Raw genomic sequence first — 16,688 nt, forward strand, 5'->3', positions numbered from 1 at the left:
GTAGTTCCCGCCAATGGCCGCCTACATTCTCCGCCGTCTGTTGCTGATCGTGCCGACTTTGTTCGGCATCATGCTGATCAACTTCGTTCTGGTGCAGTTCGTGCCGGGCGGCCCGATCGAACAGATCATCGCCCAGCTGGACGAGGAATCGAGCGCGACCGACCGGATCAGCGGCGGAGGGGATTTCGGCGGCGGTGGCGGTGCGCGGGAAAGCGAGTATCAGGGCGCGCGCGGCCTGCCGGAGGATTTCATCGCCGATCTGGAACGCCAGTTCGGGTTCGACAAGCCTCCCGCGGAACGGTTCTTCCTGATGCTCTGGAACTATGTGCGCTTCGATTTCGGGGAGAGTTACTTCCGGTCTATATCGGTTGTCGATCTGGTGCTTGAAAAGATGCCCGTGTCGATATCACTGGGCCTCTGGTCGACGCTGCTCGCCTATCTGATTTCCATTCCGCTCGGCATCCGCAAGGCCATGCGCGACGGATCGCGGTTCGATACATGGACGAGCGGCGTCGTGATCGTGGCCTATGCGATCCCGAGCTTTCTCTTCGCGATCATGCTTCTGGTGCTCTTCGCGGGCGGGTCCTACTGGAAGATTTTCCCGCTGCGCGGCCTGACATCGGACAATTTCGCGGAGATGAGCTTCCTCCAGCAGGTGGGGGATTACCTGTGGCATATCGCGCTGCCGGTGGCGGCTGCGACCATATCCAGCTTCGCGACCCTGACGCTCCTGACCAAGAACAGCTTTCTTGACGAGATCAAGAAACAATATGTGGTCACCGCGCGGGCCAAGGGGCTGAGCGAGAGCCGCGTGCTCTACGGCCATGTGTTCCGCAACGCGATGCTGATCATCATTGCGGGCTTCCCCGGGCTCTTCATCTCGGTCTTCTTCTCCGGCTCGCTCATCATCGAGACGGTCTTCTCGCTCGACGGTCTCGGGCGGCTCGGGTTCGAGGCAGCCGTCAACCGCGACTATCCGGTGCTCTTCGGCACGCTCTATTTCTTTTCCCTCATCGGCCTGCTGATCGGGCTGATTTCCGACCTGACCTATGTCTGGGTCGATCCCCGCATCGATTTCGAGAGCCGCGAGACATGATCCGGTTGAGCCCGCTCCAGCGCCGCCGCTGGCAGAATTTCCGCGCCAACCGGCGGGCCTTCTGGTCGCTGGTCGTTTTCTGCATCCTGTTCGGCATCTCGCTCTGCGCCGAGATCGTCGCCAACGACAAGCCGATCCTCGTCTCCTATCGCGGCGAGTTGCACATGCCGGTCTTCCGCTTCTATCCCGAGACGGCCTTCGGCGGTGAGTTCGAGACAGAGGCCGAATACCCCGCGCCGGAAGTCGCCTGCCTGATCCGCACCGGCGGGGTGGAGCTCTGTTTCGACGATCCCGAAGGCGTGATGGCGGAAATGGCCGAGACCGGCGCGGTCGAGGGTGCGCCCGAGGCCGAGGCCGGATGGATCCTCTGGCCGCCGGTGCCCTACAGTTTCAATACGATCAATTACGGGGTGCGCACCGCACCCTCTGCGCCCGATGCGGACCATTGGCTCGGGACCGACGACCAGACCCGCGACGTGCTCGCCCGCGTGATCTACGGGTTCCGGATCTCGGTTCTCTTCGCGCTGGTCGTGACCTTCTGCGCGTCGGTCATCGGGATCGTGGCCGGGGCGGTGCAGGGCTATTTCGGCGGCTGGATCGACCTGATCTTCCAGCGCGTCGTGGAAATCTGGCAAAGCACGCCGAGCCTCTACATCATTATCATTCTGGCCGCGATCTTCACGATGAATTTCACGCTGCTCACTCTCCTGATCGTGGCCTTCAGCTGGACCGCGCTGGTGGGCGTGGTGCGGGCGGAATTTTTGCGCGCCCGCAATTTCGAATATGTCCGCGCGGCCCGCGCGCTCGGCGTGCGCGACGCGGCGATCATCTGGCGGCATGTGCTGCCCAATGCGATCGTGGCGACGGTCACGCTACTGCCCTTCCTCATCACCGGCTCGATCTCGACGCTGGCCAGCCTCGATTTCCTCGGCTTCGGCCTGCCGCCTTCCTACCCGTCGCTCGGCGAACTGGCGCTGCAAGGCAAGAACCGGCTGAACGCGCCGTGGCTCGGCTTCTCGGCCTTTTTCACCTTCGCCATCATGCTGTCGCTGCTCGTCTTCATCTTTGAAGGTGTCCGTGACGCGTTCGACCCGAGGAAGACCTTCCGGTGAGCGCGGTTCTGGAAATCGAGGGGCTCGACGTGGCCTTCGTGCAGGGCGGCAACCGCAGCGCGGCCGTGCGCGGTGTCACCTTCCATGTCGATGCCGGTGAAACCGTCGCCATCGTGGGCGAGAGCGGCTCGGGCAAGTCGGTCACGGCGCTGTCCACCGTCGGGCTGCTGCCCGACAGCGCCGAGGTCTCTGGCGCGGTGCGCTATCGCGGCGAGGACCTGCTGGGCGCCAACGAGCGCACGCTGCGCCGCGTGCGCGGGAATGACATCAGCTTCATCTTTCAGGAGCCGATGACCTCGCTCAATCCGCTGCACACGATCGGCAAGCAGTTGGGCGAAAGCCTTGCGCTGCATCAGGGGCTGACCGGACAGGCGGCGCGGGCGCGTATCCTCGACCTGCTGAACCGGGTCGGCATCCGCGATGCCGAGGACCGCCTGAGCGCCTTCCCGCACCAGCTGTCGGGCGGGCAACGCCAGCGCGTGATGATCGCCATGGCGCTTGCCAACGGACCCGACATCCTGATTGCGGACGAGCCGACAACCGCGCTCGACGTGACCATTCAGGCGCAGATCCTCGACCTTCTGGCGGAAATCCAGAAGGAAGAGGGGATGGGGATGCTCTTCATCACCCATGACCTGACGGTGGTGCGCCGCATCGCGGACCGGGTCTATGTGATGAAGGACGGGCAGATCGTGGAGGAAGGCCCGACTGCCGCCATTTTCGACGCGCCCGAGCATCCCTACACGCAGAAGCTCCTGTCCGCCGAAGCGGCCGGTCGTCCCGACCCGGTGCCCGACGATGCGGCGGAGGTGATCTCCACCCCCGACCTGCGGGTCTGGTTTCCGGTGCGCACGGGGCTGATGCGCCGCACGACCGGCCATATCAAGGCGGTCAACAAGGTCGACCTGTCGGTCCGCGCGGGCGAGACGCTCGGCATCGTGGGCGAAAGCGGATCGGGCAAGACGACGGTCGCACTCGCGCTGATGCGGCTCATCTCCTCGCAAGGGCAAATACGGTTCGACGGGCGCGACATTCAGGGACTGCGCAACAAGGCGTTGCGGCCGCTGCGGCGCGACATGCAGATGGTGTTCCAGGACCCGTACGGCTCGCTGTCACCGCGCATGACCGTGGAGCAAATCGTGACCGAGGGGTTGAGCGTGCATGGCACGGATGCCGGGCAGGACCCGCGCGAGATGGCCGCCGCCAGCCTGACCGAGGTCGGGCTCGACCCCGCGATGATGGACCGCTACCCGCACGAGTTTTCCGGCGGCCAGCGGCAGCGGATCGCGATTGCCCGCGCGATGATCCTGAAGCCGAAACTGGTCGTGCTCGACGAGCCGACCTCGGCGCTCGACATGACGGTGCAGGTGCAGATCGTGGACCTTCTGCGCGACCTCCAGCAGAAATACGGGCTGGCCTATCTGTTCATCAGCCATGACCTGCGGGTTGTGCGGGCGCTCAGCCATCAGGTGATCGTGATGCGCGCGGGCGATATGGTGGAAATGGGCCCGGCCGCGACGCTCTTCGAGGCGCCGCAGTCGGACTATACGCGGCGCCTGCTCGACGCCGCCTATCTCTGAGGGGCCGTCAGGCTCAGATCCACCAGGTCTTGGCGTTGGGCAGCGGTTCGCCGCGGCCGACGGCCTGCAGCCCCTTCACACAGCGCACGATGAACCAGATCGACACGCCGACGAGCAGGAACATCCCGATCACGACCAACGCCAGAATGATGCTGATGAGTGTATAGAGGAGCATGATCCAGAAGGTGCGGATCTGGTAGGTGTAGTGGCTCTGCAGCCATTCGGGCGCTTTCTTCCGGTTCAGATAGGCGAACACCAGCGCGACAAGCCCGGTGAAGCCGAGGATGAAGCTCACCAGATAGAGAATATAGTTCAGCTTTGCATTATTGGGCGTGGCGTCGAACCAGTCGCCCCCGTCCGGTGCGGATGCGGGCGGCGTCGGTGTGGGGTCGGTCACGGCGTGTCTCTCCTGTCCGGGAATTTCGGCGCAGCATAGCAAGGCCGCCCCGTCACGCAAGCACGCGGCGGCACCGCCTGTCAGCGCAGGCCTTGCAAGAGCCGCGCAGGCAGCCGCCCGTCGATGACCAGAAGCCCGCAGCCGATCAGCGCCATGCCCGCCAGTTGGCGCGGTGTCAGCGCCTCTCCGAGGAAGGCGATGCCGAGGAGGATCGCGCTCACCGGCACAAGGAGTGTGACCAGCAGAAGGTTCGTCGGACCGGCTGAGGCCAGAAGCCGGAAGTAGAGGATATAGGCCAGCGCCGTGCAGAGCGAGGCAAGCCCCAGAAGCGACAGGATCACGCCCGTGCCCGGCAGGTCGAGCGTCCAGGGCCGGTCGACCCAGAGCACGAGCGGCACCAGCAGCAGGGTCGCCGCCGTCACCTGCCCCGTGGCCGTCGCCATCGGCGTGACGCCCAGCGCCGCGAACCGCCGCCCGTAGAGCCCGGCGCAGGCGTAGCTGATCGCCGCGCCGAGGATGGCCATCTGCGCAAGCGGATGGTCCGCACCAAGGCCGGAGACGCGGATGTCGAGCATCACGGCAACACCGAGGATGCCGAAGGCAAGCCCGCAGACCCGCCCCGGTGTCAGCGCCTCGCGGCCCAGGAGCGCCGCGAAGGTCAGACTGAAGAGCGGCGTGGTCGCGTTCAGGACGGCGGCGAGCCCCGAAGCGATCTGCCCCTGCCCCCAGACGATCAGGCCGAAGGGGATGACATTGTTCAGAAGCCCCATGACAAGGAAGGCCCGCCAGACCATCGCGTCGCGCGGCAGGCTCTGGCCGCGGAGCCGCAGAACCGCCATCAGGATCAGCGCCGCCAATCCGGTCCGGCAGATCACGATGGTGAGCGGCGGCAGGGCCGCGACCGCGACGCCGTTGAAGAAGAAGGAGCCGCCCCAGAGGATCGAGAGGATCGCAAGGATTGCCCAGTCGCTGCCGCTCATCCGGGCGGGCGGTGGTGCGGCGGGGCGGCGAGCGGTCTCGGTCATTGGCGGTCCTTGCGCGGGTCTCGTCCGGTGATGCCGCAAGGCGGGCGAGCTGTCATCCCGTTTCCTGCGCATTGCCCGGCTTCCGCGCGGCTTGCCTTCGGGTGTCAAAAATGAGAACATTTAGCGAACATGAAGGAGAGTCGCCCATGCCCGCACCGACCCTGTCGCGCCGTCTGTCCCGGACGCCTGCCGGAGTGCCGCTCTTTGGCGATTGCGCGCTGGCGCCGGGCCGGGCGCATGAATTTTGCGGCCGCGCGCGGCATGTGCTGGCGCTGGCGCTCGCTGCCGGGATGACGGGGCCGGTCCTGTGGATCCGGCTCGGCTGGCACGCGGAGAAGCTCAACGCGGACGGGATGCGGGCCTATCTCGACCCCGCGCGACTGCTCTTCGTCGATGCGCGCCGCCCCGAGGATCTGCTCTGGTCGATGGAAGAGGCGCTGCGCGCCGGTTGCGTGCCGCTGGTGGTGGCCGAACTGCCCGAACCGCCGCCGCTGACCCCGGTGCGGCGCCTGCATCTGGCGGCCGAGGCCGGCGGAGCGCTGGCGCCCCTGCCCCCGCTCGGGCTGCTGCTCACCCCCGGTGACGGGGGCGCGCAGGGGGTGGAATCACGCTGGCAGACCGACCCGATCCCCGGCTGGGCCGCGAACGGTCCGGCCCGGCTGCGGGTCACGCGGCTGCGCGCCCGGATGGCGCCGCCGAAATCCTGGGATCTGAGCTGGCAGGGCGGCAAGCTGGTCGAGGCGCCCGCCCCCGCCGCGCGGGCACATCCGCATCGGGCGGGTGCAGCGGGGCAGACGCGCCGCAGCCCCGAAGCCGCCACGGCTGCGCAGGCTGCCAGCGCGGGCTGAGCCAAGGCGCCGACCGCGACCGGATCAGACGAGGACGAGCGCCTCGCGCACGGTCAGACAGGTGCGGGCCGTGGCCACAGCGGCAAGCCCCGCCGGATCAAGCTCGGGGAAGAGCGCGAACAGTTCGGCCCGCGCAGGCGCATCCACCGCCTGCAGGCCGAACTCGCCGGGGTGGAAACTCTCGGTCTCGCTGCCCTCGGCAAAGAGCACCTCGTGCCGGTCGAAGAGAAGATGCAGGTAGCTGACGCCGCCCGCCGGCAGCGCCATCCGCGCCCGGCCCGTCGCCAGCAGCGCCTTGGCCGGCACGAACACTTCGCGAGTTCCGAAATAGAGATCACTCGACGGGCCCGCGATCAGCATCCGGTGCTGGGGCGAGACGATCAGGTCCCGCTCCGGCAAACCGGCTCCCAGCGCGCCTGCGGGAATGCAGACCGGCGCCAGCGCCATGTCGCGCGCCAGCTCTGCCCGGCCCAGATCGCGCCGCCCGATCCAGCGCACCGTCTGCAAGCCGTTATCCTTGGTCTGCACCCGGTCGCCGACGCGGATCTCCTCCACCGCGCGCCAACCGGCCTCGGTCAGGATCCGCGCGCCCGGCGTGAAACAGGGCACGACCGGATCATTCGCACCGCCGATATAGGGCCCATCCGAGCCGGACTGCACGTTGTAGGTCGTGCCGGGGATGAGCGGCGCGCTCGATGCGATCAACTCGTTGGTGCCGGAATTGGACGTGCCCGTGCCCGAATTCGGATCGAAATTCGTATCGAGCCGCAGCGTGTAGATGGTGATGTCATCCGCAGCGGTGCCACCTGCGGGGCGGATGACATAGCGGGTCTCCACCTCCACCTTGGTGCCGGCCGGATAGGTCTCCCCCCCGATGGTCAGCGCCTCGTCCAGCGTGATGTGATAGAGGTTCGAGTTCGTTCCGCTGCCGGCCAGTTCCAGATAGCCGTCACCGAAATTATCATCCGCATTGCCAACGATATCATCGTCGAGATCGCGAAATTTCGCGGTTTCGGGCGTTGCGCTTGCGTCGAGCTGGAACGCGCCGGTGCTCGTCCCGTTCACAAGCGTGTTGGCCGGTGTCGTGCCGGTGTTCGTGAATGCCGGGTTGCCGTTGCTGACGAGGGTGAAATCGTCAATGTCCCACACAAGGGCATTGAGGGTGATGACTGCCATGCTCTTCCCCACTCGCAGGCCATCGCAGGACCCGCTCTACACACACTGCCGCACATCAACTCTGCACGGTCGTTCTTTCCGAACTGTGTATCCCAATCGCCGGAAAATGGGACAGAAATTTGTCGCGCGCGGGGTGATTTCTGGCCTGGCGCCCGTAGCGCTTGCCATGGTCGCGCGCCCTGTGCCAAATCGCAGGCATGGCCAAGCTCTACTTCAACTACTCGACGATGAACGCCGGCAAGTCGACGATCCTTCTGCAAGCGTCCTACAATTACAATGAACGCGGCATGCAGACCTACCTGCTGACCGCCGATTTCGACGACCGGTCGGGGCCGGGGCGGATCGGATCGCGGATCGGAATCAGCCAGAAGGCCGACACGTTCAGCCAGCGCGACGACCTTTTCGCCATGATCGAGAGACGGCTCGAACACGGTCCCGTCGCCTGCGTGCTCGTCGACGAAGCGCAGTGGATGACCAAGGAACAGGTCTGGCAACTGGCCCGCGTCACAGACGATCTGCGGGTGCCCGTCATGTGCTACGGGCTGCGCGTCGATTTCCGGGGCGAGCTGTTTCCCGGGTCGGCCACGCTCCTGGCGCTCGCCGACGAGATGCGCGAGGTCCGCACGATCTGCCATTGCGGCAAGAAGGCCACCATGGTCATCCGGCAGGATGAGGATGGCAATGCGCTGACCGAAGGGGCGCAGATCCTCGTGGGTGGCAACGACACCTATGTCAGCCTCTGCCGCCGCCATTGGCGCGAAGCGACGGGCGACCTGCCGAAATCCGCGCGCAAGGGCTGACGGGACGGCCCTTCAGCCGACCAAATCGGGCGGCGACTTTCCGTCGAAGAAGGCAATCAGATTGTCCGCCGCCTTCATTCCCATCGCGGTGCGTGTCTCGAGCGTGGCGCTGCCCAGATGCGGCAGGAGCGCGACATTGTTGAGCCGCCGCAGAACGGCAGGCACGCGCGGCTCCTCGGCAAACACGTCGAGGCCCGCACCGGCAATCCGGCGTTCCACAAGCGCGTTGGTCAGCGCGCGTTCATCGATCAGGTCGCCGCGCGCGGTGTTGATGAGGAAGGCCCCGGGCTTCATCAGTTTCAGCTGCGCCTCGCCGATCAGGTGGCTGTTCTCCCCCCCGCCCGGCGCATGGAGCGACACCACATCCGACAGTTCCATCAGTTCGTCTACCGTGCCAAGTGCGGTCGCTGTCGGCAGTTGCGGCAGGTCGCGGGCGGAGCGGTTCACATAGACGATCTTCATTCCGAAACCGAAATAGGCCCGCTCGGCCACCGCCTGCCCGATCCGGCCCATGCCGATGATCCCGAGCACCTTGCCCTGCAACCCGCTGCCAAGGTTCATGGCAGGCGCGAAGCCGGTCCACTTGCCGGCGCGCAGCATCGATTCCATCTCCCAGGCGCGGCGGGTGACGCTCAGCATCAGAAGAATGGCGATGTCGGCCGTCGCATCGGTGAGCACGCCGGGCGTGTTGGTCACAGGAAGGCCGGCAAATTCGGCGGCCCGCAGGTCGATATTGCTGACCCCGACCCCGAAGTTGGAGATGATCCTGCAACGGCGTCGCCCGGCGGCCTCGATCACCTGCGCGTCGATCCGGTCCGACACGGTCGGCAGGATCGCATCGCCCTGCTGCATCGCGGCCACCAGCCGTTCCTGCGAAAATGGCTGGTCGGACGGGTTCAACGCGACGGCGAAATGCGCCTTCAGCCGGTCTTCGACAGCATCGGGCAGCTTGCGGGTGACGATCAGGCGGGGCTTGGTCATGTCAGGGGCGGCTCAGCACATACGTTGCCCGTTCGGCACTTTCGTGTCGGGGCCGATCAGCACGATCTCCCCGTCCGCGTCGAACAGGCCGAGCACCAGCACTTCGGAGCGCATCGGTCCGATCTGGCGCGGCGGAAAATTCACCACGGCCATCACCTGGCGGCCGGGCAGCGTGTCGGGATCATAATGTCCGGTAATCTGGGCGGAGGATTTCTTCTCTCCGATCTCGGGGCCGAAATCGACCCAGAGCTTGATCGCGGGCTTGCGGGCCTCTGGGAAGGGTTCGGCGCGGATCACGGTGCCGACGCGGATGTCGACGGCCTGGAACTGGTCGTAGCTGATCTCTGACATGACGCGCTCCCCCGGGGCAGGCCACGCAAGACGACGCGGCCCGGTTCTACGCGCACAAAAAAGCCGCCTGCCCGGCAAAGGGCAAGCGGCTGATGCGCGAAAAGCGCAATGTGTGTTCCGGGAGTTACTTGCCGGACTTTTCCATCATGGCCTGAAGTTCGGCCACGGAATCCTTCACACGGGCCGACACGACCGCATAGGCGTCATTGTTGGCTTTCGCGGCGGCTTCGGCCAGTTCGGTCATGTTGGCGATCGCCTTTTCGAAGGCGGCCTTCAGGACCTCGGCATGTTCCGCGCCGGCTTCGGGCTTCAGCGCCTTGGCGTCGAAGGATTCGATCTGCTTGCGGGCCTCGGCCATGGTCTCGTCGAAGAGCGCGACCTGCTTGGCGAAGAGATCCTGATAGCCGGCTGCGGCGGCCTTGTTGGCCTCCACCAGCGCGTCCATGTTCTTCTTCTGGGCGGCCATCAGCGCTTCGGGATCGACACCGGGAAATTTGGCGTCGGCGAAGTGTTTGGTGAAATCGTTCTCTTTGAAGAACGCGGTCATTTTCTCCGCATCGAACGGAAAGCTGTTTTTGTCGAACATCGGGTGGTCTCCTGAACCAATCATTTTGATAGGCTCAATATGGTGCAGCGCAACATATATTTCAAGGCCTATGCTGCACTGCACAAAAAATCATTCGAGGCTGAGCTCCTCCGACCGTTTCCGCGCAGCGGCAATGGCAGCGCGCAGAAGCGGCGGGAACCCGCGTTCTTCGTCCATCAGCACGCCCAGCGCGGCGGCTGTCGTGCCGTTGGGGCTGGTCACATTCTCCCGCAGTTTTGCCGGCGGCTCGTCGGCAGCGGCGGCAAGCGCACCCGCTCCCTCCACCGTGGCGACGGCCAGTTCGCGGGCGATGGCGGGCGGCAGGCCCTCGGCGATCCCGGCGGCTTCCATCGTCTCGATCAGGTGGAACACATAGGCCGGACCGGAGCCGGACAGGGCGGTGACCGCATCCATCTGCGCCTCCCCGTCGAGGCGGACGGTGCGACCAATGCCCGACAGTAGCGCCTCGGCCAGTGCCATCCGGTCCTCGTCCACACCGGCATTGCCGACAAGTGCCGTGATCCCGCGCCCGATCGCGGCAGGCGTGTTGGGCATGGCGCGCACGATCGGCGTGCGGCGACCGAGCAGGTCCTCCAGCGTCAGGATGGTGGTGCCTGCGGCGATCGAGATGAAGAGGGTCGGACCATTGCCAAGTGCTGCGAGCCGCGGCAGCGCATCGCGCATCATCTGCGGCTTGACCGCGAGCAGACAGACCGCCGGTTCGCGCGGCAGGTCCCAGTTGAGATGCAGGCCCTTGGCGGCCATGTCCTTCAGCCAGTCTGACGGATAGGGATCGATGGCGGTGACGGCATCATGCGACAGACCGGCATCGAGCCAGCCTTTCAGCATGGCCGATCCCATCTTTCCGCATCCCAGAAGAACGATGCCTTTGTCGGCAATCAGGTCGAGGGTCATCAGGTCGCTCCCGTTGGCGGCGCACCCTCGAAGCGCCGCCGGAAGGGACCGGCGGTCAGGCGCGCCCGTATGCTTCGTTCATGGCAACGCCCATCGCGTCGGCCGGGCTCTCGTCGCCCCAGCAAACGAGCTGGAAGGCCGGGTAGAACCGCTCGCAGGCCAGCACCGCTGCGCGCACCATGTCGTCGATCTGCGTCGCCGAGGCAGAGGCCCCGCCGCACAGGTTCAGCCCGTAGCGATACACCATCAACTTCTGTTCGCGCCAGAGCGTAAAGGCGCCGGTCCAGCATTTGTCATTGGCACGGTCGAGAGCCTCGTAGAGCAGCGCCAGTTTCTCCGCCGGCGGGTCCATGTCGAACGTGCAGATCAGGCGCAGCGTCTCGTCATAGGCCGACCAGGCCAGCGACAGCGAATAGGTCCGCCACGACCCTTCGATTGCCATCGCGATCTGGTCATCCGCCACACGGTCGAAGTCCCACTCGTGATGTTCCGCGAGTGTCTCGACAATGTCGATCGGATGAAGATCTTCGGAGTTCAGGTAGTGCTCAACGCTTGCCATGCCGGGTTCCCCTCAATTTGTAGCACCGAGGCGGAGCGGACCCCGCTAGGGGCTGGGAGCCTATCTATATAGCAGGGGCGAACGCCCGCTGCATACGAGATATGGTGGGAGCAAATCTGGCGCCTGTAAAGCACAAACTTCGTGAAAGCTTCACGACAGGGGGTGCGTTGCACAAAAAAACGGCACGCAATCCTGCGCGCCGCACCATCGTTCAAACCGCTCGCTACGGGCCGTCCGGCGGGGCCGGTTCCGGCCCGCAAACCGGCCGGTCAGCCGGCCTTCGATCCGGCTTCGAGCGCCTCGATACGGGCCTTCAGCGCCTCGTTTTCTTCCCGTGCTTTCTGGGCCATAGCCCGCACCGCGTCGAACTCCTCGCGGGTGACGAAATCCCGGTCGGCGAGCCACCGGTCCATGAGGCTTTTCATGGCTGTTTCGGCCTCATCCTTGGCCCCCTGCGCCACGCCCATCGCGTTGGTCATGAGCTGGGACATATCGTCGAAAAATTTGTTGCGGGTCTGCATGCGAACCTCCTTGCGCCGATGCTCCCTATATGGGCGCAGCGGCGCCAAATGCCAAGACACTCCGCCTGCAACGTGCCGCAGCCGGCACCGGAGCGCCCCCGCAAGCGCCGCGATCCGGCGTTGACTTTGCTGCGCCCAGACGGGAAGCACGGGGGGAACCCGACCGCGCCAGACCGGAGCCCCGCGCCATGCTGCTTGCCCTGCCCTTTCCCGATATCGATCCGGTGCTCTTCTCCGTCGACCTGTTCGGGATGACGCTCGCGATCCGCTGGTACGCGCTGGCCTATATTGCTGGTCTGCTGCTCGGCTGGGCGCTGATCGTGGCGCTGGTGAAACGGCCCGCGCTCTGGCCCGGTGCAACCGCGCCGATGACACCGAAACAGCCCGAAGACCTTCTGACCTGGATGATCCTGTCGGTCATCATCGGCGGCCGGCTCGGCTATGTGTTCTTCTACCAGCCCGCGATGCTGTGGACCGATCCGATGCAGGTCCTGCGGGTCTGGGACGGGGGCATGTCCTTCCACGGCGGGTTTCTGGGCGTCATCGTCGGGGTGGCTCTCTGGGCGCGGCTGCGCGGCGTGCCGCTGTTGCAGGTTTCCGATGCCGTGGCCTTCGCGGCGCCCATCGGGATTTTCTTCGGGCGTCTGGCGAACTTCATCAATGGCGAGCTTTGGGGGCGGCCGACCGATCTGCCCTGGGCGGTGGCCTTTCCCGATCCGGCGGCGCAGCTGTGCCCGCCCGACTGGATCGGGATTTGCACCCGTCACCCGTCGCAGCTTTACGAGGCGCTGCTGGAAGGGGCGCTCCTGTTTGCGCTGATGGCCGTCCTGATCCTGCGCCGACACTGGCTGCACTGGCCGGGACGGATCATGGGGCTGTTCTTCCTCGGCTACGGGCTGGCGCGCTCCTTCGTCGAGCTGTTCCGCCAACCGGATGCGCAATTCCAGTCGGCCGGCAATCCGCTCGGCCACGCGATCCAGTTCGGCACAGGCCCCGATGCGCTCGGCCTGACCATGGGCCAGATCCTGTCCCTGCCGATGATCCTGATCGGCATCGCGCTCATCGTCTCCGCGAAACGCCCCGCATGACGGCGCTGGCGCGGCTCCTGCATGACCGGATCGCGGCAGACGGGCCGATCGGTGTGGACCTGTTCATGGCGCTCTGCCTCGGCCATCCCGAACATGGCTATTACCGTAAGCAGGACCCGCTCGGCGCAAAAGGCGATTTCACGACAGCGCCGGAAGTCAGCCAGATGTTCGGAGAGATGATCGGCCTTTGGCTGGCGGAGACATGGGACGCGCTGGGGCGGCCCGATCCGGTGGCACTGGTCGAGCTGGGGCCCGGCCGCGGCACCCTGATGGCCGACATTCTGCGCGTCGCCCGCGCCGTGCCCGGATTTGCCGAAGCGGTGCAGGTCCATCTGGTGGAAACAAGCCCGGCCCTGCGCGCGCGTCAGAAAGAGGCCTTGGGGGACCGGCAGGTTCGCTGGCATGATCATGTCGAAACTCTGCCCGACATGCCGTTGCTGCTCGTTGCCAACGAGTTTTTCGACGCGCTGCCGATCCGGCAATTCCAGAAAACCGATCTCGGCTGGCAGGAACGGCGCATTGCCAGTGACGGGGTATCGTTCCGCTTCACCTTGGGTCCGGCGGTGCAACAGGATCCTGCGCTGCTGATCGAGCCGGAGGGGCGCATCCTCGAGACCTGCCCGGCGGGGGAGGCGATTGCTGCTAATACCGGCGCCCGGATTGCGGCGCAGGGTGGTGCTGCGCTCTGGATCGACTATGGCGCGGAGGACGGGCTTGGCGACACGCTGCAGGCGTTGCGCGACCATAAGCCGGAGCCGGTCTTCGCCCATCCCGGCGATGCCGACCTGACCGCGCATGTGCGGTTCAAACCGCTCGCCGCTGCCGCTGCACCGGCGCGGGCCACGCCGGTCACGACGCAGGGGCATTTCCTCGAACGGCTGGGGATCACGGCGCGCGCGCAGGCGCTGGCAGCCGCCCGGCCGGACCGGTCCGCGGCGATCGCCTCGGAACATCGGCGCTTGACCCATCCGGCGGAAATGGGAAACCTGTTCAAGGTTCAGGCCGTGACATCCCTCGCGCCTGACCGGCTGGCAGGTTTTGCACCATGACGTTGGAGATCCTCACCTCCGATCTGCTTGACGGGGTCCCGCACGGGTTCTTCACCCGGCGCGGCGGCGCCTCTTCCGGCATTTTTTCGGGCCTAAACTGTGGCGAAGGGTCGAGCGACCAAAGCGACATTGTCGCCGTCAACCGCAAGCGCGTCGCCGATGCGATGCAGGTGGAGCCCGCGCAGCTTCTGTCCCTCCATCAGGTCCACAGCCCGACCGTGGCCGTCGTGCCGGACGGCGGCTGGGTGAATGGCAAGCCGAAGGCCGACGCCATGGTCACCGACCGGCCGGGCATGGCGCTCGGCATCCTGACCGCCGATTGCGCGCCGATCCTCTTCTCAGACCCCGATGCCGGGATCGTCGCCGCCGCCCATGCGGGCTGGAAGGGTGCCGTGGGCGGCGTCATCGAAGCAACGCTCGCAGCGATGGAGGATCTGGGCGCGGACCGCGCGCGGACCTCGGCGGCCATCGGCCCCTGCATCAGCCAGCGCGCCTATGAGGTCGGACCGGAATTTTTCGACACGGTCATGGCCGAGGCCGACGGAGCGGAACGGTTCTTCGCCGGTGGTCAGGGCGACCGGCTGATGTTCGATCTGCCCGGTTTCTGCCTGTCGCGGCTCCGCGATGCGGATGTGGGGGACGCGACCTGGATCGGCCATTGCACCTTCACCGATCCGGACCGGTTCTATTCCTACCGCCGCACCACCCATGCCGGAGAGGCCGATTACGGCCGGCTCATCTCCGTCATCCGGATCTGAGGACCAAGATGCCAGACGCGCCGACCGCCCTGCCCCCGCGCACCCATTTCTCCGATGCCGAATTTGCCCGCCGCAACGGGTTGCTGGCGCGCGAGATGGAGCGGCGCGGGCTCGACGGCATGCTGATCTTCGCGCCCGAAAGCCAGTACTGGCTGACCGGCCATGACACGTTCGGCTACTGTTTCTTCCAGTGTCTGGTGGTCGGCGGTGCCGCGCCTGCGCTCCTGACCCGCTCGGCCGATCTGCGGCAGGCGGAGCGGACGTCCACCCTGCGCGACATCCGCGTCTGGCGCGACGGCGTCGATGCCGACCCGGCGGCAGATCTGGCGGCGATGCTGGACACGCTCGGCCTGACCGGCAAGCGGCTCGGGATCGAGACGAACACCCACGGGCTGACGGCGGCGAACCATATCCGGCTGACCGCCGCACTCGACGGGCATGCGACGCTTGTCGAGGCATCGGACCTTGTCTCCACGCTTCGGCTCGTGAAGTCGGAAGAGGAACTGGCCTGCGTCCGCACCGCCGCCACGCTTGCCGACGAGGCGCTCGATGCCGCCCTCGACGTGACCAGCGCCGGCGCGGACGAGGCACATATCCTTGCCCATATGCAGGGTGCGGTCTTTCAGGGCGGCGGCGACTATCCGGGCAATCCGTTCATCATCGGCTCGGGTCCTGATGCGCTGCTCTGCCGGTATCGCACCGGGCGACGGAGCCTCGACGGCGACGACCAGTTGACGCTCGAATGGGCCGGGGTCTACCGGCACTATCACGCGGCGATGATGCGCACGCTGGTGGTCGGCGCGCCCGACCCGGCGCATCTGGAACTGCATACCGCGGCGCAGGATGCGCTGCTCGCCTGCGAGGCCGCTCTGCGCCCGGGCGATCCGATGTCCCGTGTGTTTGACGCTCATGCAAGCGTGCTCGACACGGCCGGGCTCGGGGCGCACCGGCTCAATGCCTGCGGCTACGCGCTCGGCGCGCGCTTCGCGCCGAGCTGGATGGAAGACCAGATGTTCTATGACGGCGCGCCGACGGTGATGGCGCCCGGCATGGTCTTCTTCCTGCACATGATCCTGATGGACAGCGCGCGCGGCAAGGCCATGTGCCTTGGCCGCACCTCGGTCATCACCGGGGCGGGCGCGGAACCGCTATCCCGCCACGGGACCGAACTTCTGATCTGCTGATAGCCGACCCGCTCCGGCGGCGGCTCAACTGCGCTGCGCGCGTTCCTCGAGCACGTCGAACGGCACACCCGGCTCGTCCTTGGCACAGCGAATCACGAGCGAGGTCTTCACGCTCGCCACATTTGGCGCGGCGGTCAGGTCCTCGGTCAGGAAACGCTGGAAGGTGGACAGGTCCGGCGCCACGCATTTCAGGATGAAATCGATCTCGCCGTTGAGCATGTGGCACTCGCGCACGAGGGGCCAGCCACGGGCCTGTTCCTCGAATGCGGACAGGTCCGATTCGGCCTGCGAGTTCAACCCGACCATGGCCAGAACCTGCACCTCGAACCCCAATTCGCGGGCGTTGACATAGGCATGGTAGCCGGTGATAAGCCCCATCTCCTCCAGCGCGCGGACGCGGCGCAGGCAGGGCGGGGCCGAAATGCCCACACGGCGCGACAGTTCGACATTGGTCATGCGCCCGTCGGCCTGCAGTTCGGCGAGAATCTTGCGGTCGATCGGATCGAGTTTGGTGCTTGGCATCAACATGTCCTTGGCTGCTTTCCCTCTTCTTACAAACGACCGCCGTCATGCGCAACAATATTTCGCAATCCCGCAACTTTCGACAAGAAGACCTGCACCCGCCGCAAGCCTGCCGCCCGCGCGTCCGCGGCGGGTTTCCC

General features: G+C 66.1%; 19 protein-coding genes. 9 read left to right on the forward strand and 10 right to left on the reverse strand.

From position 1 onward, the window contains the following. Nucleotides 1-13 precede the first annotated feature (13 nt). From GSH16_RS01995 to GSH16_RS02005, 3 genes are read left to right on the forward strand one after another with little or no spacing between them, the layout of a single operon-like run. Nucleotides 14-1,096, forward strand: coding sequence for a microcin C ABC transporter permease YejB (locus tag GSH16_RS01995; protein WP_160851356.1), 1,083 nt, complete (start codon nucleotides 14-16; stop codon nucleotides 1,094-1,096). Beyond that, a complete protein-coding gene (locus GSH16_RS02000; RefSeq protein WP_160852925.1) occupies nucleotides 1,096-2,208 on the forward strand; it encodes an ABC transporter permease in 1,113 nt (370 codons plus the stop codon). Before GSH16_RS01995 ends, GSH16_RS02000 begins: the two co-directional genes overlap by 1 nt. Continuing rightward, nucleotides 2,205-3,788, forward strand: a complete 1,584-nt coding sequence (locus GSH16_RS02005) for an ABC transporter ATP-binding protein (protein WP_160851357.1) — start codon at nucleotides 2,205-2,207, stop codon at nucleotides 3,786-3,788. The genes GSH16_RS02000 and GSH16_RS02005 overlap by 4 nt, the downstream gene beginning before the upstream one ends. 13 nt (nucleotides 3,789-3,801) lie before the next feature. Here the strand turns inward: GSH16_RS02005 and GSH16_RS02010 are convergent, their stop codons facing one another. Beyond that, complete coding sequence (locus GSH16_RS02010; protein ID WP_160851359.1) at nucleotides 3,802-4,185, reverse strand: DUF4870 family protein; 384 nt, start codon at nucleotides 4,183-4,185, stop codon at nucleotides 3,802-3,804. 80 nt (nucleotides 4,186-4,265) lie between these two features. After that, nucleotides 4,266-5,210, reverse strand: coding sequence for a DMT family transporter (locus GSH16_RS02015; protein ID WP_235912906.1), 945 nt, complete (start codon nucleotides 5,208-5,210; stop codon nucleotides 4,266-4,268). A gap of 146 nt (nucleotides 5,211-5,356) precedes the next feature. Here GSH16_RS02015 and GSH16_RS02020 point away from each other — a divergent pair, with 146 nt between their 5' ends. Then, nucleotides 5,357-6,058, forward strand: coding sequence for a hypothetical protein (locus tag GSH16_RS02020; protein ID WP_235912908.1), 702 nt, complete (start codon nucleotides 5,357-5,359; stop codon nucleotides 6,056-6,058). A gap of 24 nt (nucleotides 6,059-6,082) precedes the next feature. Here GSH16_RS02020 and GSH16_RS02025 read toward each other — a convergent pair whose 3' ends face one another. After that, the gene (locus GSH16_RS02025) at nucleotides 6,083-7,234 is read right to left on the reverse strand and encodes a Hint domain-containing protein (RefSeq protein WP_160851361.1); all 1,152 of its coding nucleotides are present in this window, start codon (nucleotides 7,232-7,234) and stop codon (nucleotides 6,083-6,085) included. Between the two features lie 197 nt (nucleotides 7,235-7,431). Here GSH16_RS02025 and GSH16_RS02030 point away from each other — a divergent pair, with 197 nt between their 5' ends. Continuing rightward, nucleotides 7,432-8,034, forward strand: coding sequence for a thymidine kinase (locus tag GSH16_RS02030; protein WP_160851363.1), 603 nt, complete (start codon nucleotides 7,432-7,434; stop codon nucleotides 8,032-8,034). Between the two features lie 12 nt (nucleotides 8,035-8,046). On the opposite strand, the gene GSH16_RS02035 is transcribed toward GSH16_RS02030, so the two are convergent. The 6 genes from GSH16_RS02035 to GSH16_RS02060 all read right to left on the reverse strand — a co-directional run bounded on the left by GSH16_RS02035 (nucleotide 8,047) and on the right by GSH16_RS02060 (nucleotide 11,947). Beyond that, on the reverse strand, nucleotides 8,047-9,015 hold the full coding sequence (locus GSH16_RS02035) for a 2-hydroxyacid dehydrogenase (protein WP_160851365.1): 969 nt from the start codon (nucleotides 9,013-9,015) through the stop codon (nucleotides 8,047-8,049). A 12-nt stretch (nucleotides 9,016-9,027) separates the two neighbouring features. Further along, the gene (locus GSH16_RS02040; protein ID WP_160851367.1) at nucleotides 9,028-9,366 is read right to left on the reverse strand and encodes a tRNA-binding protein; all 339 of its coding nucleotides are present in this window, start codon (nucleotides 9,364-9,366) and stop codon (nucleotides 9,028-9,030) included. Nucleotides 9,367-9,490: 124 nt separating this feature from the next. Further along, complete coding sequence (gene phaP / locus GSH16_RS02045; RefSeq protein WP_160851369.1) at nucleotides 9,491-9,952, reverse strand: TIGR01841 family phasin; 462 nt, start codon at nucleotides 9,950-9,952, stop codon at nucleotides 9,491-9,493. Between the two features lie 90 nt (nucleotides 9,953-10,042). Next, nucleotides 10,043-10,867, reverse strand: a complete 825-nt coding sequence (proC, locus tag GSH16_RS02050; protein WP_160851371.1) for a pyrroline-5-carboxylate reductase — start codon at nucleotides 10,865-10,867, stop codon at nucleotides 10,043-10,045. Nucleotides 10,868-10,922: 55 nt separating this feature from the next. Further along, the gene (locus tag GSH16_RS02055; protein WP_160851372.1) at nucleotides 10,923-11,426 is read right to left on the reverse strand and encodes a type III secretion system chaperone family protein; all 504 of its coding nucleotides are present in this window, start codon (nucleotides 11,424-11,426) and stop codon (nucleotides 10,923-10,925) included. A gap of 269 nt (nucleotides 11,427-11,695) precedes the next feature. Further along, nucleotides 11,696-11,947, reverse strand: coding sequence for an accessory factor UbiK family protein (locus tag GSH16_RS02060; RefSeq protein ID WP_160851374.1), 252 nt, complete (start codon nucleotides 11,945-11,947; stop codon nucleotides 11,696-11,698). 188 nt (nucleotides 11,948-12,135) lie between these two features. Between GSH16_RS02060 and lgt the strand changes: the two genes are divergently transcribed. Genes lgt through GSH16_RS02080 form a run of 4 tightly spaced genes read left to right on the forward strand, consistent with a single transcriptional unit; the run spans nucleotide 12,136 to nucleotide 16,026 of the window. Further along, the gene (lgt, locus tag GSH16_RS02065) at nucleotides 12,136-13,035 is read left to right on the forward strand and encodes a prolipoprotein diacylglyceryl transferase (protein WP_456238552.1); all 900 of its coding nucleotides are present in this window, start codon (nucleotides 12,136-12,138) and stop codon (nucleotides 13,033-13,035) included. Further along, nucleotides 13,032-14,084, forward strand: a complete 1,053-nt coding sequence (locus GSH16_RS02070; protein WP_160851376.1) for a class I SAM-dependent methyltransferase — start codon at nucleotides 13,032-13,034, stop codon at nucleotides 14,082-14,084. The genes lgt and GSH16_RS02070 overlap by 4 nt, the downstream gene beginning before the upstream one ends. Next, the gene (pgeF, locus tag GSH16_RS02075; RefSeq protein ID WP_160851378.1) at nucleotides 14,081-14,842 is read left to right on the forward strand and encodes a peptidoglycan editing factor PgeF; all 762 of its coding nucleotides are present in this window, start codon (nucleotides 14,081-14,083) and stop codon (nucleotides 14,840-14,842) included. Before GSH16_RS02070 ends, pgeF begins: the two co-directional genes overlap by 4 nt. A gap of 8 nt (nucleotides 14,843-14,850) precedes the next feature. Next, complete coding sequence (locus GSH16_RS02080; protein WP_160851379.1) at nucleotides 14,851-16,026, forward strand: M24 family metallopeptidase; 1,176 nt, start codon at nucleotides 14,851-14,853, stop codon at nucleotides 16,024-16,026. Nucleotides 16,027-16,050: 24 nt separating this feature from the next. On the opposite strand, the gene GSH16_RS02085 is transcribed toward GSH16_RS02080, so the two are convergent. Beyond that, nucleotides 16,051-16,548 (reverse strand): Lrp/AsnC family transcriptional regulator, encoded by a 498-nt coding sequence (locus tag GSH16_RS02085; RefSeq protein WP_160851381.1) that lies wholly within the window; start codon nucleotides 16,546-16,548, stop codon nucleotides 16,051-16,053. Nucleotides 16,549-16,688: the final 140 nt, after the last annotated feature.

Origin of the sequence: Oceanomicrobium pacificus, from assembly GCF_009833495.1 — a bacterium.
Taxonomy (GTDB): domain Bacteria; phylum Pseudomonadota; class Alphaproteobacteria; order Rhodobacterales; family Rhodobacteraceae; genus Oceanomicrobium; species Oceanomicrobium pacificus.

What these genes read in the sequence shown, in the direction of transcription:
- GSH16_RS01995 (WP_160851356.1), top strand. Translation starts at nt 14, where the DNA reads ATGGCCGCCTACATTCTCCGCCGTCTGTTGCTGATCGTGCCGACTTTG.
- pgeF (WP_160851378.1), top strand. Translation starts at nt 14,081, where the DNA reads ATGACGTTGGAGATCCTCACCTCCGATCTGCTTGACGGGGTCCCGCAC.
- GSH16_RS02020 (WP_235912908.1), top strand. Translation starts at nt 5,357, where the DNA reads ATGCCCGCACCGACCCTGTCGCGCCGTCTGTCCCGGACGCCTGCCGGA.
- lgt (WP_456238552.1), top strand. Translation starts at nt 12,136, where the DNA reads ATGCTGCTTGCCCTGCCCTTTCCCGATATCGATCCGGTGCTCTTCTCC.
- GSH16_RS02025 (WP_160851361.1), bottom strand. Translation starts at nt 7,234, where the DNA reads ATGGCAGTCATCACCCTCAATGCCCTTGTGTGGGACATTGACGATTTC.
- GSH16_RS02060 (WP_160851374.1), bottom strand. Translation starts at nt 11,947, where the DNA reads ATGCAGACCCGCAACAAATTTTTCGACGATATGTCCCAGCTCATGACC.
- GSH16_RS02070 (WP_160851376.1), top strand. Translation starts at nt 13,032, where the DNA reads ATGACGGCGCTGGCGCGGCTCCTGCATGACCGGATCGCGGCAGACGGG.
- GSH16_RS02080 (WP_160851379.1), top strand. Translation starts at nt 14,851, where the DNA reads ATGCCAGACGCGCCGACCGCCCTGCCCCCGCGCACCCATTTCTCCGAT.
- GSH16_RS02055 (WP_160851372.1), bottom strand. Translation starts at nt 11,426, where the DNA reads ATGGCAAGCGTTGAGCACTACCTGAACTCCGAAGATCTTCATCCGATC.
- proC (WP_160851371.1), bottom strand. Translation starts at nt 10,867, where the DNA reads ATGACCCTCGACCTGATTGCCGACAAAGGCATCGTTCTTCTGGGATGC.
- GSH16_RS02030 (WP_160851363.1), top strand. Translation starts at nt 7,432, where the DNA reads ATGGCCAAGCTCTACTTCAACTACTCGACGATGAACGCCGGCAAGTCG.
- phaP (WP_160851369.1), bottom strand. Translation starts at nt 9,952, where the DNA reads ATGTTCGACAAAAACAGCTTTCCGTTCGATGCGGAGAAAATGACCGCG.
- GSH16_RS02040 (WP_160851367.1), bottom strand. Translation starts at nt 9,366, where the DNA reads ATGTCAGAGATCAGCTACGACCAGTTCCAGGCCGTCGACATCCGCGTC.
- GSH16_RS02035 (WP_160851365.1), bottom strand. Translation starts at nt 9,015, where the DNA reads ATGACCAAGCCCCGCCTGATCGTCACCCGCAAGCTGCCCGATGCTGTC.
- GSH16_RS02085 (WP_160851381.1), bottom strand. Translation starts at nt 16,548, where the DNA reads ATGCCAAGCACCAAACTCGATCCGATCGACCGCAAGATTCTCGCCGAA.
- GSH16_RS02015 (WP_235912906.1), bottom strand. Translation starts at nt 5,210, where the DNA reads ATGACCGAGACCGCTCGCCGCCCCGCCGCACCACCGCCCGCCCGGATG.